The 15,298-nt window shown below is 47.6% G+C and carries 13 protein-coding genes; 3 read left to right on the forward strand and 10 right to left on the reverse strand.

Going from position 1 to position 15,298, the window contains the following annotated elements:
* Nucleotides 1-91: 91 nt before the first annotated feature.
* Nucleotides 92-1,126 carry an LCP family protein gene (locus MKY42_RS31450; protein WP_306459231.1) on the reverse strand — a complete coding sequence of 345 codons (1,035 nt, stop codon included), beginning with the start codon at nt 1,124-1,126 and terminating at the stop codon, nt 92-94.
* Between the two features lie 110 nt (nt 1,127-1,236).
* Here MKY42_RS31450 and MKY42_RS31455 point away from each other — a divergent pair, with 110 nt between their 5' ends.
* Nucleotides 1,237-2,211 carry an aldo/keto reductase gene (locus MKY42_RS31455; protein ID WP_339847411.1) on the forward strand — a complete coding sequence of 325 codons (975 nt, stop codon included), beginning with the start codon at nt 1,237-1,239 and terminating at the stop codon, nt 2,209-2,211.
* Nucleotides 2,212-2,307: 96 nt separating this feature from the next.
* Here MKY42_RS31455 and MKY42_RS31460 read toward each other — a convergent pair whose 3' ends face one another.
* The 3 genes from MKY42_RS31460 to MKY42_RS31470 form a co-directional block, all read right to left on the reverse strand.
* On the reverse strand, nt 2,308-2,769 hold the full coding sequence (locus MKY42_RS31460; protein ID WP_177185818.1) for a MarR family transcriptional regulator: 462 nt from the start codon (nt 2,767-2,769) through the stop codon (nt 2,308-2,310).
* A 96-nt stretch (nt 2,770-2,865) separates the two neighbouring features.
* Entirely contained in the window at nt 2,866-3,543 is a 678-nt protein-coding gene (locus tag MKY42_RS31465; RefSeq protein ID WP_090903051.1) for a TIGR00266 family protein, read from the reverse strand.
* Nucleotides 3,540-3,935 (reverse strand): winged helix-turn-helix transcriptional regulator, encoded by a 396-nt coding sequence (locus MKY42_RS31470; protein ID WP_024629739.1) that lies wholly within the window; start codon nt 3,933-3,935, stop codon nt 3,540-3,542. The genes MKY42_RS31465 and MKY42_RS31470 overlap by 4 nt, the downstream gene beginning before the upstream one ends.
* Nucleotides 3,936-4,098: 163 nt before the next feature.
* Between MKY42_RS31470 and MKY42_RS31475 the strand changes: the two genes are divergently transcribed.
* Nucleotides 4,099-5,298 carry an MFS transporter gene (locus MKY42_RS31475; protein WP_090903049.1) on the forward strand — a complete coding sequence of 400 codons (1,200 nt, stop codon included), beginning with the start codon at nt 4,099-4,101 and terminating at the stop codon, nt 5,296-5,298.
* A 201-nt stretch (nt 5,299-5,499) separates the two neighbouring features.
* Nucleotides 5,500-6,345 (forward strand): aldo/keto reductase, encoded by an 846-nt coding sequence (locus MKY42_RS31480; protein WP_179262461.1) that lies wholly within the window; start codon nt 5,500-5,502, stop codon nt 6,343-6,345.
* 139 nt (nt 6,346-6,484) lie between these two features.
* Here MKY42_RS31480 and MKY42_RS31485 read toward each other — a convergent pair whose 3' ends face one another.
* The 6 genes from MKY42_RS31485 to MKY42_RS31510 all read right to left on the reverse strand — a co-directional run bounded on the left by MKY42_RS31485 (nt 6,485) and on the right by MKY42_RS31510 (nt 15,293).
* Nucleotides 6,485-7,231 (reverse strand): hypothetical protein, encoded by a 747-nt coding sequence (locus MKY42_RS31485; protein WP_339847421.1) that lies wholly within the window; start codon nt 7,229-7,231, stop codon nt 6,485-6,487.
* Between the two features lie 575 nt (nt 7,232-7,806).
* A complete protein-coding gene (locus MKY42_RS31490; protein WP_339847423.1) occupies nt 7,807-8,550 on the reverse strand; it encodes a hypothetical protein in 744 nt (247 codons plus the stop codon).
* Between the two features lie 512 nt (nt 8,551-9,062).
* Nucleotides 9,063-11,162 (reverse strand): glycosyl hydrolase family 18 protein, encoded by a 2,100-nt coding sequence (locus MKY42_RS31495; protein WP_339847426.1) that lies wholly within the window; start codon nt 11,160-11,162, stop codon nt 9,063-9,065.
* Entirely contained in the window at nt 11,163-12,734 is a 1,572-nt protein-coding gene (locus tag MKY42_RS31500) for a glycosyl hydrolase family 18 protein (protein ID WP_339847428.1), read from the reverse strand. It abuts the gene before it with no gap.
* A 367-nt stretch (nt 12,735-13,101) separates the two neighbouring features.
* Entirely contained in the window at nt 13,102-14,184 is a 1,083-nt protein-coding gene (locus MKY42_RS31505; protein ID WP_339847431.1) for a pectinesterase family protein, read from the reverse strand.
* Complete coding sequence (locus MKY42_RS31510; RefSeq protein ID WP_339847434.1) at nt 14,181-15,293, reverse strand: glycoside hydrolase family 88 protein; 1,113 nt, start codon at nt 15,291-15,293, stop codon at nt 14,181-14,183. The genes MKY42_RS31505 and MKY42_RS31510 overlap by 4 nt, the downstream gene beginning before the upstream one ends.
* Between the last annotated feature and the right edge of the window lie 5 nt (nt 15,294-15,298).

The raw sequence follows: 15,298 nt of genomic DNA on the forward strand, positions 1-15,298 counted from the left end.
GGGAAGCATCAGCTCCCAGGACTCTCATTCATTGATATAGTCATTCTGCACACGTATACAACTTCCGGTCATCTTACTGAGCCTCGGATACTTACGCCGGATCTTTCGTATCCGCCGTCTCCGGCTCCATAATTTCGGTGGTATCCGGGTCCAGCCAGTTGGCAAGCAGGGTTCGCACATATTGCAGATCACTCTCTGACAAATCATAGTACCATGTGCCGCTACGCGTTGCGCCCTCACCCTTCAGCATGTAATTGCTGATTGTTGGTGCGTTGTCTTTCATATATAGAGACTCGGCAAATTTCATAATGAAATCCGAGTTCATGTTGGTTGTAAAATTCGATCCAGCGATCTGGATAACGTCCGGGATCTTGGTGAGATTTTTGACCTCAAGCGCACGATTCATGAAGGCACTTAGAAAAAGACGGTGCCGCATCGTCCGATTGAAATCGGAATCTTCCCGGTAACGTACATAGCCCAGCGCTTCCTCTCCGCTGTAGATCGGTTTGTTGGCTTCAACAAACAGCTTCTCATGCGTTTTCAATTTGTTCTCAATATTTTTCTTAATTGGCAATTCAACACCGCCAACCGCATCAACAATATCCTTGAGTCCGTTAAAATTAATTGCGGCATAGAAATCGACTTTGTTTTCCAACAGATGTTCTACGGTATCCATCGCCATCTTGGCTTCACCATGCGCATACGCAGAATTAATCTTCGATTTCACATCCCGGCCGATAATATCGGTATAGGAGTCACGCGGAATCGACAGCAGCAACACTTTATTTTCTTCCGGACGAACGACAGAATAGATGATCGTATCCGAACGACTAGGTTCGTTATCCCGTTGGTCAATCCCTAGCAGCAACAGCGAGAATGGATCGGTATGTTCTACAACGGGTGCATCCTTATCGCCAACCGGCTTGAAGGATTCATCAAGGGCTTCCTTTACAGTACCCGAGGCAAACAGGTTAAATGCCAGCAGGACGAGTTGTTTTTGATAGATAAATCCGACTCCTCCCAGCACAATGAGTGTGCTCAGGATGATAATTAGAGGCTTCTTCCATCTCTTCTTCGGCTTCTTCGGCTTCCGTCGGGTTAAATGTGCAGCATTGTTCTCCATCATATCTCCTTTAATAACGGTCTTAGAATCATTTAACTATATTAATAACACGTTTTCAATAGATTACGTTATAATCTGCTATACAAGAAATGACAGAGAAGGAGCGATGAACGATGGAATATCGACGTTTGGGGAATAGCGGTCTGCGGGTTTCCGCACTTGGACTCGGCACCAATGCCTTTGGTAAACGGGCGGACGAGCCGACTTCTATCCGCATTATTCATGCGGCACTGGATCAGGGAATTAATTTTATCGATACCGCCAACATCTACGCCAGAACAGAATCGGAACGGATTATCGGACAAGCCCTGGCAGGCAGACGGGAAAACGCTGTGCTTGCTACCAAAGCCGGACTTCCCCGGCATGAGGGTCCCAATGGGCGCGGTTCATCCCGCTATCATTTGCAGCAAGAGCTTGAACATAGCCTGCGGCGTCTGCAAACGGACTATGTGGATCTGTATCAGATCCATACCTTTGATCCGCACACACCGCTGGATGAGACGCTGCGCACATTAGACGATATGGTCACTTCCGGCAAAGTCCGCTATATCGGAGCTTCCAACTATGCAGCCTGGGAGCTGATGAAAGCTCTTGGTACCAGCGAGCTGAAAGAATATGTACGTTATATCTCGACCCAAACCAGCTACTCTCTGGCTGATCGCACACCTGAACTTGAACTCGTGCCGATGTGCCTTGATCAAGGTGTCGGCATCATCCCGTATTTCCCGCTGGCTGGTGGCATTCTGACAGGCAAATACAATGGCGAAGCTGGCGTACCTTCCGGTTCCAGAGCGGATACCGATCCGGCCTTCAATCGTTTCCTCCTTGAACACAACATTCAACTGGGTGAGCAGGTCAGTGAAAAGGCATCGGCGTATGGCTGCTCCCCAAGCGTCCTGTCGCTTGCATGGCTGCTGGAACGCCCTGCTGTTTCGACAGTTATCGTTGGGGCAACAAGTACGGAACAGCTGGAGCATAATCTGGCTAGCCTGGACATGAAACTAACCAATGATATGATTGCCGAGCTCGACCAACTTAGCGACTCTTTCCGCCATGGTAAGCCATTTGCGACTTATCGGATTGATTGAAGCAACAGAAATAACCTCCCGGCTAAAAAGTCCGGGAGGTATAACTTCACTACACACTGTAGTCTAATAAAGCATAGAAAAAATCTTTTTATTGAATTAAACATCTGTTTTATATCGAATAAATTCCTGCATGATTTCCATGTATTCGTCCTTACGATCACTTAACACATCAAAGAACACCTTGTCCGCAGTTTCAACTAGATGAATACCTTCAAGGGCCAAGCGGGTTCCTTCCGGCGTTGTTGTAATAATATTCGCACGGGTATCGGTAAGATGACGCTTGCGAGTTATTAGCTCTCTCTTTTCAAGAGCACGGAGCACTTGAGAAGTAACGTTAACATCCACATTGGCAAATTGCGCAAGCTGGACCTGGGTTACTCCCTTACCCTCTGTATCGCGTTCATTGAGCCACACACAAGCATGCAATAATACAAATTGGGGTTGTGTTAATTCCAGAGGTTCGAGCACCCTCCGTATTTCCCTTTGCCACATCGTAGTTACCTGCCATAGCAGATATCCCGGACTTTCCTGAGCATTTTTATACCGTGAGCTTTCCATCTCATATACCTCCATCATTACACCTTGAGCTTCATCTTATCTTATAACGCTTGTCGGAACGCATGCGTTTCAACGTTGTACATTTTCAGGGAAACATTAGCGTGAAGGAATAAATTGCTTGACCCATTGACCAAATCCATGCGGATTACGGCTCTGAATCAGGACTGTCCCTTCACCACGGAATCGGCATACTAATCCTTCTCCACTGGTCACGCTGGATAACCAGCCTTGTGAAGCTTTCTCAATGCGATAATCCATATAATTGGGCCATGCAACCAAGTGGGCATTATCCACGATCACTTCTTCACCCGCAGCCAGATGGATCGCATGGATTGCACCATAGGATGATAGAAACACCGTTCCTCGACCACTGATCTCTATAATAAAGAATCCCTCTCCCGAGAAGAGACCTTTCTTCAGGTTTTGCATTTTGGTATTCACCTGGATGCCTTCCGTTCCGGCCAGGAATCCATCTTTCTGTACGTAGAGCGAATAGGAACCATCCAGTTCAATCGCCTCCACATCCCCCATGCTGGAGGGTGACAACAGAATCTCCGCAGATCCCCCTGCAGCCGTCAATTCCTGAAAAAAGAATTTCTCGCCGCTGATCATTCGTCCGAATCCGGCAAACATGCCGCCTTCAGCAGAGCCCTTCAATTCAACGGTTGGTGTCATGGATACCATGGCCCCACTTTCTGCCTTGAACCGTTCTCCCCGTTGCAACTGCACCTTAAGCATCGCAAATGCACCATCGTATAGAATTTCATAGTTCATGGCTTCATCAGCTCCTTGTTGTCCGTGTTAAAGTCGTTTAACCCATTATCCTCCAAGACTGAGGATTTGTCTCCGTATTCCTTAATAATGTGCTGATCTCCCCAGTTACATAGGGCATTCAGGATCGGTTCCAAACTTCGGCCATATTCACTCAGTTCGTACTCCACCTTGGGAGGTACCTGATTATACACAATGCGGTTCACGATCCCGTCATCTTCAAGCTCCCTTAGCTGCTGGGTTAACATTTTCTGCGTAATTGCGGGCATAATACGCTTGAGATCACTCGTCCGTTTCTTCCCGTGTGTCAGATGGCAGAGAATGACACATTTCCACTTGCCGCCGATGACTTCAAGCGTCGCTTCAACTGAAATATTATATTTCTTTCTGATCATGCTGCATGTCCTCCCTGGGATTGTTATTCATAAAAGCAATGGCTATATAGGCACTAAAAAGTACGTAGGGTACTAAAAAGTACGTACTATTCATTTTATGTCGAATAACTCATAATAGCATTTGCCGGTACGTAAATCTACATTCTGGGGAGTTGAACAAGACATGTTACATGATTCAAAACGCAGTACCTGGGCATTGCTGGCGCTGGCAATCAGTGCGTTTGCCATCGGCACCACTGAATTTATCAGCGTTGGTCTGCTGCCCCTTATTGCAGATGACCTGGGCATTTCCGTAACGACAGCGGGACTGACCGTTACTTTATATGCATTAGGCGTAACCTTCGGGGCACCGATACTGACCTCATTGACGTCAACGGTGTCACGCAAGACGCTGCTGCTTGCCATTATGGTTGTTTTTATCGCTGGTAACACCATGGCGGCGCTCTCAAGTGGAATTACCATGCTGCTCATAGCACGAATCATCTCCGCTCTGGCACACGGCGTATTCATGTCCATTGGTTCTACCATTGCGGCAGACCTGGTTCCTGCAAACCGTCGGGCGAGCGCCATTGCCATCATGTTCTCTGGCCTGACCATTGCGACAGTCACCGGTGTACCCCTGGGTACCCTCATCGGTCAAAACTTGGGCTGGCGCGCGGCTTTCATTCTTATCGTTGTCGTAGGTGTTGTGGCCTTTATCGGCAACATGCTTCTCGTGCCATCCACGTTGCAGCGCGGAACGCGAACTGCATTCCGTGAACAACTGAAGCTGGTCACAGGCGGACGGTTGCTGCTGGCTTTTGCCATTACAGCTGTGGGATATGGGGGAACGTTTGTGGTGTTCACTTACCTGTCCCCACTATTGCACGATATCAGCGGATATTCCGAGAAAACGGTCGCGGGAATTCTGCTGCTGTACGGGATCGCCATTGCTATCGGTAATATTATTGGAGGGAAAGCGGCCAACCGCAATCCGCTCCGAGCACTCTTCTATATGTTTATCATTCAGACCGTCATTCTGGGCATACTGTATTTCACAGTTCCCTTTAAGCTGGCAGCATTACTCACCATACTCGGCATGGGCCTGCTTGCCTTCATGAATGTGCCAGGGCTTCAGATGTACGTCGTGACGCTCGCAGAACGTTATGCTCCACAGGCCAAAGACGTCGCCTCCGCCTTTAACATCGCAGCCTTTAACGCAGGTATCGCAATTGGTGCATATTTAGGCGGTGTAATTACGGACTCCATCGGTCTGATTCATACCACATGGGTTGGTGCAATTATGGTTCTGGCTGCTGTGCTTCTGACTGGCTGGGCAAGAGCGCTGGATCGTAAAGATCCCTACTCTCCATCAGAGACATAAAACAGGTTCAGTCAGAGCATCAGGCTAAACATGGGTCTTTCCAGCATTGAAGCCACAACTCGGAACCGGTTTCGCCTAATATTTCAATCTAGTATAATACGTTAATTCGAATTTAATCTACTATGACTTAATGAAGGATACTAGGATTTATCGTTGTACAACTACCTATTATTTTGATTCATAATATGAGGAGGACTTCACATGACAGCAAAACATTTACAATCTACAGTAGCTTTAAATAATGGCGTTCATATGCCTTGGTTCGGACTGGGCGTATTTAAGGTAGAAGAAGGAGCAGAATTAATTGAGGCCGTTAAACAGGCTATTGCTCACGGGTACCGCAGTATTGATACAGCCGCTATATATGGCAACGAATCCGGAGTAGGCCAAGCGATCGCAGAGGCTTTGAAGGAAAATAATCTGAAACGTGAAGATCTGTTCATTACATCCAAAGTGTGGAACGCAGATCTCGGATATGAAGAAACGCTTGCGGCATATGAGACAACGCTGAACAAACTTGGACTGGAATACCTGGACCTGTATTTGATTCACTGGCCAAAAGCAGGCAAGTACAAAGGGGCATGGAAAGCGATGGAGGAGCTGTACAAAGCAGGCCGCATTAAAGCCATTGGCGTAAGTAACTTCCAGATTCATCACCTTGAAGATCTGATGGAGGATGCCGAAGTGAAACCAGTGATCAATCAGGTGGAGTACCACCCTCGTCTGACTCAGGCCCCGCTTAAAGCATTCTGTGAGAAAAACGGAATTCAATTGGAAGCTTGGTCCCCGCTGATGCAGGGTCAACTTCTGGACAACCCAGTCCTGACCGAGATTGCCACTGCGAAAGGTAAATCGGTAGCACAAATCATCCTCCGCTGGGACTTGCAGAACGGTGTTATCACGATTCCGAAGTCTACCAAGGAGAAACGTATCGTTGAGAACTCTTCCATCTTCGACTTTGAATTGTCCACTGATGATATGGAGCGTATTAGCGCCCTGAACGAAGATGTTCGCGTAGGACCTGACCCGGACAACTTTGATTTCTAATTTGAAAGATAACTAAATAAGCTAACTAATGCCTATACAGGTAAAAAAAGAAGGAAAACCTCCAATCTTCGCTATATGCGAAGTTGAAGGTTTTCCTTCTTTTTGGCTTCAGTAATCCCTTCGTTCCTAAGGTACCCCATCAGCTTGAATAACCTTTTGCCATTTCTATTTTAGAAGGCTCCCATTTCCCATTAACAAATGCATATCTAACGATCGCATCCCCTAAATAATGACTTGTTGAAATCTGAATTGGTAACTCCGCAATAAGCTGGTTATCCTGTATCTCAAATCTCAATATATTCTGAACCATAGGTTGTTTAAACCAATCGTTGGAATCGCTCTCGCTGAACTCAAAGGAGTGCTCCTGACCATCAACGGAAACTGTATACTGTCGAATCTCCTTATGTGTTTTTAGATCAACTTTAATATGACTGAGAACAAATTTTCTCGGGTCCGATACCAGTATTTCTGTAAAATCTGATTGAAGCACATGCACTTCCGAATCATGTACTCCAGTCCCTGTGCCTTTGGTCAGAATAATGACAATTTCATCTTCCCCATCTGCATCTAAATCAACGACCGATATTTGAGGATAAAAGGAAGGATTGGTTACATTGCTCCAATTGAATGTTTTCAATTCCCCGTTTAGTTCTACATCGAAAGATGAAAATATATCTTTTTGTGTTTTATCCCGAACACCATAAATAGCTATTTTCTGATCTGAAGTCTCGGATATTAGTGTATTGAGAGTCGATGTAGCTGGTGGTGTAGCATTTAATCCAGAAGCGGCTTCATATGTATTTGCAGAACTTGAAGACTGATTATTTGCCCCACATCCAGATAACAAAATAGCTCCCACCATTGAGACAATACTGATTTTTTTCAAAAAGTGTACCTCCAGTTCATTTTTTTGCTGTCGATCAACTGTCTCGCTCTTAGACCTGAACCGCGAAGAACCTTGGCTGCCCTTAACGGTACAAGGGATATGTTCACAAGCCTAATTTAGTGCCATCTGGTGTCGACTTTTATGTGGAAGCATTTGGGCAAGAGGGCTGTGGGGATGTAACCATACGTGCTCATTTTCTAAGGAACACAGGCCGTCTTATTTAGAGCCAAAGCCCTCTTTTTCAATCGTAAGGAACACCCGACACGTTATTTTTCTAAAACACCCTATAAAAATGCTAAACACGACCTTAAATTCCGAAATAACGTGTCTCCGATTTCTTAGCCTTCTGCAGGCGCTTCAAATCCCTGAATTAGACGTTTCAGATTCGTTAGCGCTCCACCCACGAGCGAGAGGGGCGACTTCGGATACCCAGCAGAAACGAAGGTCTACAAGAAAGAAAACCAATCTTGCAACGTCTAGATTAATTGCTTACCGTTCAATTCAGTCCGGTCAGGCTGCGTTCTCGCCAAAAATATCAAGAAAAAAACTTTTCCACTTTATAGTGAAAGATTCCTTTATTCAGAAATTAATTGCTTCTTGCTCAAATCGAGTTTATAAAGAGCGTCTTTTGCGTCTTCTTTAGAGGTACCCGCTCCAACGGGCGGATGAACAACTAAACCGTCATTTTCGACACTTGGCAAAGGTTCGGATTCAGAATACAGAAGTTTCTCAGAAACTTGGCCCTCTTTAACGATCTCTAATAGGAATGCATCTCCACTTTGTTTGGTGACCGCGAATAAATAACCTTCCAATCCATGCCCTGTTTGGTATTGTGGGGTGAGGATATAAACATCAGCATCTTCAAAACTCACCCTTTCAAAGGTTAATGTTTTGTCAGATGGCTGAACAAATAAATATGCCGGTAGTTCCAATAAAACTTTATCCTGATCTTCGTGTCTGTAGACAATAGAATAATTACTCTGGAAGGTCTGATCTCCCTCTTGTCCCTGCGTACTAGAAACGTTTAAATGTCCTCTTTCTTCCTTACCATCGGAAACCATAAGCAGGGTTCCCTTCTCCGTTTGTTGTTCTGCCTGAATTGATTGGTCTTCATTAACTGAATCAATGGTAATTGAATCCGTGAGATCCGACTTGGGAAATACACTAGATATATCACCCGAAGAATTTTGTTCTGGTATAGAAGAATTATTGGTGGTTTCTTGATTGGTATTTTTGCCGGGTGTAGTCGCACCACTGTCTTTTTGATTATTACAGGCGAGGAGCCCACTAAACAGCAATACCGATGACGCTAATAACAAAGTATATTTCTTAATTGTAAACTCCCGCTTTCATATACAAATTTTCCTAACATTATACCAATCCATTTATCCAATAAGTTTAAAAAATGTATTTCTTTGTTGAACATTACGTAACATTTTATTCAGCTTCATCACCATTCCGAAGTCTACCAAGGAAAAACGTATCGTCTAGAACTCTTCCATTTTTGATTTCGAATTGTCCAATGATGAGATGGATCGCATTAGCGCCCGAACGAAGATGTTCGCGTTGGACCTGATCCGGACAGAAGATTCAAATTATGTAAGTGCAAATTTCCAGATAAAATAAGTAGGGTAGATGCTTTTGGAGCCTGCTTTGACATACCATAGCCAAAAACCACCGGATCAAGAGCCGGTGGTTTTTTGGTCTTCCCTTTTTCTTATTTTCTTCTGTTTAGCGCCGAGAAACAATCCATGTGTCATATTCTCTTTCCACTAACTAAGCTCGCCAGCACTGCACATTTCAATTAAAAATGTTGTATTTTAATTTTTAACTATTGAAGCTGCCACAAGGCAGGAACGTTGGATGGCTCCCACCCTGTCAAGGACGTGTGGGGCTGCAAACATTTATACGTCTTGCCGTTATATGTGACCAGTTGTCCCGCAGTATAAGCTGTGTTGGCCTGCCAAGCCGATACGCCAGGATTCGTCGTTTCAGCGGCCGTCTTCATGCTTAACGCGTTGCTCGCTGCAGACACATTGCCTGCCGCATCCTTTGCTTTTACCGTAAATGTATACGAGGTATCCGCCGCAAGCCCGCTGATCGTTGCCGTCGTTCCGGTTACCGTTGTTGCCAGTGTCGTTCCGTTGTACACGTCATACCCCGTTACACCCACATTGTCAGTGGATGCTGTCCAGCTCAGCGTTATGCTGGATGTGGTTTGCGCCGTCGACGCCAGGTTCGTCGGTGCAGTTGGCGCTTGCGTATCGCCTCCCGGCTGAGCCGTTGTGCTTACAGTTACAGCATTACTGGCCGCAGACAGATTGCCTGCCGCATCTTTTGCTTTTACCGTGAAAGTATATGAAGTCCCCGCTGTAAGTCCACTGATCGTTGCTGTCGTTCCGGTGACGGATGTCGCAAGATTAGCGCCATTATAGACGTTATAACCGGTAACGCCTACATTATCCGTTGAAGCATTCCAAGCCAGCGTCACAGAGTTTGCCGTCACACCTGTCGAACGAGCATTCCCGGGTACGCTTGGTGCCGTCGTATCTACTGGTGGCACTGTACCTCCAGTAGGCAGATCGGCTTTCAGTTTGTTTTGGAGTGTTTTGTTACGGTCACCGCTGAGCTCCCAGAACATCGCTCCGCCGAGTCCTTTGCTCTTGAGATAAGCCGTTTTATATCCAACGGACTCCGCATCGTCATAGCTGATAAAGCGCTTGTTGGACGCATTATAGAGATATGGCACTTTGGCTGTGTCATTCCAGTAACGCGTATACCCGTTTTTGTTGATGTAATTGGCTTCCAGATCGTAGAAATCAAAAGAGCCTGCTTCCCATGTTCCAACGGAAGAACCACCCGTGCACGTCTGATACTGTCCGTTGCCTGCTTGTGCGCATCCATCCCAGCCACGACCGTAGAATGGAACACCAAGCACGAGTTTAGCGGCCGGTACACCTGCATCCAGATGCCCTTGTGCCCCGGCTGCCACATTAAATGTATTGGCATCTGGCACGCCAGCGGCGGAAGCCGCAGGATCATAGTTCAATGGCGCATTATGTGCGCTGATCTTTTGCCAAGCCCCGTTAAAATCGTATGTCATAATGTTAATCCAGTCGACGATGGCAGCAATTTTTGCAAGCTCCGTATTGGCAGCATAGGTCGCAGACGCACCGCTTGCAATCGTAAGCAAATACTTCTTGCCGTCCACAGCTCCTGCTGCATCCAGCTTTTCACGGATTTTGCTCAAGAGAAGGGTGTAGTTTTGCTTATCTTCAGGACGTTTGCTGTTACCGTCAAGTCCGCCTGAGACCGGGTACTCCCAATCCAGATCTACCCCGTCAAAATTGTACTTCCGCAGGAAATCGACGGCGGAATTCGCAAAGACCTCTCGGGTTGCAGCAGTGGCGGCTACATCAGAGAAACGGTTGGACCACGTCCATCCTCCGACGGAGATGATGGTCTTCAGGTTTGGATTGGTTTGTTTCAGCTTGTTAAGCTGATTGATATTGCCTGCAATGGGCTGATCCCACGTATCCCCTGCAAATGTCTTGCCCGTATCGATCCATGGATCGCCGAGCACGATCGTTCCGTTCGGGACATTGATCGTTTGACTTTTTTCATTCTGACATGTCCAGGTTACAGGATTGGGGCCCGAAGGGTCCGGATTTCCATGAATGCCGTTCCAGCAAATATCAGCAAACGCATAGTTGATATGTGTCACTTTGGTGGGATCGATATCGGCTACATTATAGTTTCTGCCGTACGCAGCCCAGGACGGATAGTAACCAACGATTTTATAAGAATCTGCTGCTTCGGCCGTGGCAGGTTGGAGCGCGAAGGAAGGAACAATGACGGATAAGAGCAGGGACAGACCAAGGAAAAACTTTGCAGTCTTCTTAAAAGCAGTGTGTTTATTTAAATGGATCATTTAATACACAACCTCCTCTGTCTTTTGCGTGCTAAGTCCATTCAGGAATGGACGATGTGCGTTCGAGAACTGGTTATTCGTATACGCGTCCCAGTTGATTGACCAGGTCATAATGCCCTTGAGACCGGCATAGCCCGCAGGCTGGCGCAAGGTATAGGAACCGCCGTATGATACTCCTTTGATCAGATAGTTCAATGCCTTTTGCAGCTCGGCTGGTGCCGTATAGCCGCCTCCAGCCGCCTGCTGGGAAGCTGGTACGCCAATCGCAATCTGATCCGGGCGGAGAGGACTAAAGAATGGACCTGAGCTTCCGCCTACGTTAAACCCTTGAAGCAGCATTTCGGCCATGGCGACATGAAAATCGGCTGTCCCTTGAGCGTAAGAACGTCCATCCAGCCCCACCATCGAACCGGTGTTATAGTGCTGCACATGAAGTAGGGTCAGGTCATTGCGCAAGGCATGAATCACTGGAAGATACGCCCCCCAAGGACCACCATAGTTCAGATATCCGCCCTGTACGTAGGCCGTTTCCGGTGCAGCGGTCAGAACAAAATTGGCACCAAAGTGTGATTTAAGCGCTTTCACGCCGTTAATCAGGTTAACGATCTTCGGAGTCGTTGGACTGCGAAAGTCGGTATCACCCGCATTTAAAGACAGGGAGCTTCCTTCAAGATCGATGTCGAGACCATTGAATCCGTAAGTCGAAATAATGGATTTGAGGGAATTCTCGAACTGTTGTCTCTTGGTCGCATCGGTGAGCTCAATCGTGCCATTGGCTCCCCCCATGGAAATCAGTACCTTCTTCCCTTGGCTTTGAAGGTATGCAATGTCCGACTTGAACTCTTCTACCGTAGCGTTATACGGAGTAAAAGCGAGCGTTCCGCTGCCGGGTGAAATCGGCTCGGCAAAGGAGACATTAATAACGTCATAGGCTGTTGACACGTTGCGCAGTTTAATATTGGTAGAGCCATTGTCGAAGTTGTGCCAGTAGCCGATCAGCCATTTGCTGCCGCTAGGCCCAGGATTCGAAGATCCGGTGGAAGTGGTAACGCTGAGAGAGGTGCTTGCAGCGGACAGATTGCCTGCCGCATCTTTTGCTTTCACTGTAAAAACATATGTGGTGCCAGCTGTCAGTCCTGTGACTACAGCCGTAGTCGTTGAAGTGTTCGCCACGAGAGTACCGTTCCGGTACACTTCATATCCGGTTACGCCCACATTGTCCGTGGATGCGTTCCAGGTAAGATTGACTGATGTCTCTGTGACGAGGGATGAGGTTAAACCTGCAGGAACGGAGGGTGGTGTCGTATCCGGAGTTGGGGTACCCCCTCCAGTACCTTCCCCGACGTATTTCCACAATGCAGGTACATTTGAGGGCTCCCATCCGGTCAAAGCCGTATGGGGCTGAATACATTCATAATCTTTATTTAAATAAGTTACTAGATCTCCTTGTTTGTATGCGGTGCCTGCCTGCCACTGGGCAGCGGCGTCTGCTCTTGGTGCAAACCACGTAATAATCAGAAGAAATGCCAAAGCGAATGTAATGACCGGGCGGAATCGAACAGCTTGATTCAAGCAAAATCCCTCCTGTATTCAGGTTATTTTCACCTTGCAAACAATGCTTCACTGGTGCGCTTACATGTGATCCGCAATCTTAGAGCTTATAAAGCCGTCTGACAATGAGCGTCGCTTCACTCCCTTCCCTTATCAAAAATGGACCTTCCCTCTCGCTTTCTCTTTTTGCAGACACCATCCAAATTTTACAGGGAATTTACAGATCCTCACCCTGTATTTAATCAGTAAAATGCAATTGAGATAAGGGATAAATTATTTCTATGGGGGGCGAAAAATGTAATATACCGCACAAAAAGGCCGTCTACCAAGTCGTTAAGAGACTTGATAGACAGCCTTTATTTTTAATGTAACGGATGTATTACCACGTTTATTTTAACTTCGAGGAAGCAAGTTCAAATGACAGCAGGCCTTCAAAGGGTTGCCACCCATCCTCACCGGATAAAATAACAGGTACAGCGTATTCAGCCGCTTCCTGCTCACTGAGTATTTTCGCCCACGGAACTCTCCCCATCACACTTCCCGCCCCAGGTCCGGCACTATGATATTCAACGTACGCAACTGTTGCTTCCGCATCGGTCTTGTTCCAATTATGCCAGCCCTCCTGCTTCACATGCGCCCCCATCCAGCAGTTCAGGAAGCAGACTTTGGCATGATTTCGCCACGGTCTGCCCAGATATACGGACTGAGCGGGGGCGTTGCTGGTCAGGTCACAATCGATAAACACATAGCCATAACGTGCATCCTCTGGTGTGGAAGCAGCCGTGATCCAGCCATTCACATCTCCCTCTGCAGCAGCAGCATCGCTCAAGCGATTCTTCGCAAAAATCTCACAGCCCTGAAACACAGCCGTAGCCGAGCCAAAAATAAAATCCACATCGCCCTCAATGAAACAGTCCTCATAATATTGGCGCAGCTTCCGCCGCTCTGCCCCGTCACGCGGCCCCCCGAAGAAACTCCGGTCAATGGGCTGCTCGGGCAGCGGTCCGGTAAAGATCGTGTCCTGGTGACCTATAAATCGGCAATGCCGAAAGGCCGCCCGATCCCCATCCACGTAGACAGCCAACGCCTGACCGACCTCACGGCCAGGCCCAGCCGAGTTGATGAAGGAAAGTCCTTCAGCGGTGAAGTCATCTGCCCCGATAAAGGCTGTGTACGAATGAAAGGTATGATACAACTCCCCGTTCGGGAACTTTTTGAGCGCATAATCATCATATGTGATGATGGTCTGATCAGCTCCTGCACCGACGAGGTGAACCCTCGGCTTCTCGATGTGCAGTTTTTCAACATAGGTGCCTGGCTTTATGCGAATCGTATACTTTTCAGTACAGTCGGCCGGAATCGCATCAATGGCAGCCTGAATGGTGGGAAAATCGCCGCTTCCGTCCGCAGCAACCAGGTAACCATTCCTGTACAGATCCATATCTGACCCGCATGACAGAGGTTTGTTCATGGCAATCGCTCCATTTCCAGCGCAGCCAGCAGGAGCGGTGCCACACCCATGAACGAGTCACTCACAATCTGCTCGCCGACATAATAACTGTACGAACCATCCCGATCCAGACTGAGTCCTGCTCCGTGACAGATCGCGTTCAGCTTCACGCCTTTCTCCGTTTCCTCCATCAATCGGGATGTCAGTCCCTGCCATCCCTTCTCTGCAACCTGCCTGAAAAGAGGCTCTAGGTAACGCAGGCGGACTCCCTTCGCCATGGCGTACACAAACATGCTTGAACCGGAAGCTTCCAGATAATTGCCCTTGCGGAATCCCTGATCCAGCACCTGGAACCAGAGTCCGCTCTCCTGCTCCTGTACACGTACCAAAGCATGACACATACGCTCGAAGATGCCAATGATTGTGCCCCGTTTCGGATGATGGATCGGGAAGTGCTCCAGACTATCCACGATCGCCATCGCATACCAGCCCATCGCCCGGCTCCAGAAGTGTGCGGAGCATCCGGTTACGGAGTCGGCCCAGATCTGCTCCTTCGATTCATCCCAGCCATGATAGAGCAGACCCGTGCGCGGGTCACGCGTCTTGCGTTCAATCAGCAAAATCTGATGAGCCACTTCATCCCACAGATCAGGCCGATCAAACATCTTGGCATATTGCGCCAGGAATGGCGACGACATATACAATCCATCCAGCCACATCTGGAAGGGATAGATTTTTTTGTGCCAGAATCCGCCCTCCGACGTTCGGGGCTGTCCTGCGAGCTGGGCTGCGAGCAGATGTGCAGCTTCAGCGTATCGCTGATCCCCGGTAGTTTCCAGCAGTTCGAACAGGTTCTTGCCCTGATTGATCTGATCCAGGTTGTACTCTTCCAGGGAATACGTTCCGATGGAACCATCCTCCTGAACATACAGATCCATATGTCTTTTCATAAAAGAAACATACTCGTCCTTGCCGTATTGCTTACCAGTGCGTGCCATTGCCATTAACGTCATTCCCTGAACATATGCCCACCGTTCCGAAGGAAACACATGATAGCCATCACCATCGCATTGCTGGCAAATCATCTCCGCTATTCGCTCCGACCAAGATAACTGCGTCTGTACTTGCATAAAAG

Origin of the sequence: Paenibacillus sp. FSL W7-1088, assembly GCF_037969855.1 — a bacterium.
Lineage (GTDB): Bacteria > Bacillota > Bacilli > Paenibacillales > Paenibacillaceae > Paenibacillus.

Excerpts from the sequence above, each read along its gene's own strand:
- MKY42_RS31460 (WP_177185818.1), bottom strand. The coding sequence starts at position 2,769 with ATGGAAAGCTCACGGTATAAAAATGCTCAGGAAAGTCCGGGATATCTG.
- MKY42_RS31480 (WP_179262461.1), top strand. The coding sequence starts at position 5,500 with ATGACAGCAAAACATTTACAATCTACAGTAGCTTTAAATAATGGCGTT.
- MKY42_RS31465 (WP_090903051.1), bottom strand. The coding sequence starts at position 3,543 with ATGAACTATGAAATTCTATACGATGGTGCATTTGCGATGCTTAAGGTG.
- MKY42_RS31505 (WP_339847431.1), bottom strand. The coding sequence starts at position 14,184 with ATGAACAAACCTCTGTCATGCGGGTCAGATATGGATCTGTACAGGAAT.
- MKY42_RS31450 (WP_306459231.1), bottom strand. The coding sequence starts at position 1,126 with ATGATGGAGAACAATGCTGCACATTTAACCCGACGGAAGCCGAAGAAG.
- MKY42_RS31495 (WP_339847426.1), bottom strand. The coding sequence starts at position 11,162 with ATGATCCATTTAAATAAACACACTGCTTTTAAGAAGACTGCAAAGTTT.
- MKY42_RS31455 (WP_339847411.1), top strand. The coding sequence starts at position 1,237 with ATGGAATATCGACGTTTGGGGAATAGCGGTCTGCGGGTTTCCGCACTT.
- MKY42_RS31475 (WP_090903049.1), top strand. The coding sequence starts at position 4,099 with ATGTTACATGATTCAAAACGCAGTACCTGGGCATTGCTGGCGCTGGCA.
- MKY42_RS31470 (WP_024629739.1), bottom strand. The coding sequence starts at position 3,935 with ATGATCAGAAAGAAATATAATATTTCAGTTGAAGCGACGCTTGAAGTC.
- MKY42_RS31510 (WP_339847434.1), bottom strand. The coding sequence starts at position 15,293 with ATGCAAGTACAGACGCAGTTATCTTGGTCGGAGCGAATAGCGGAGATG.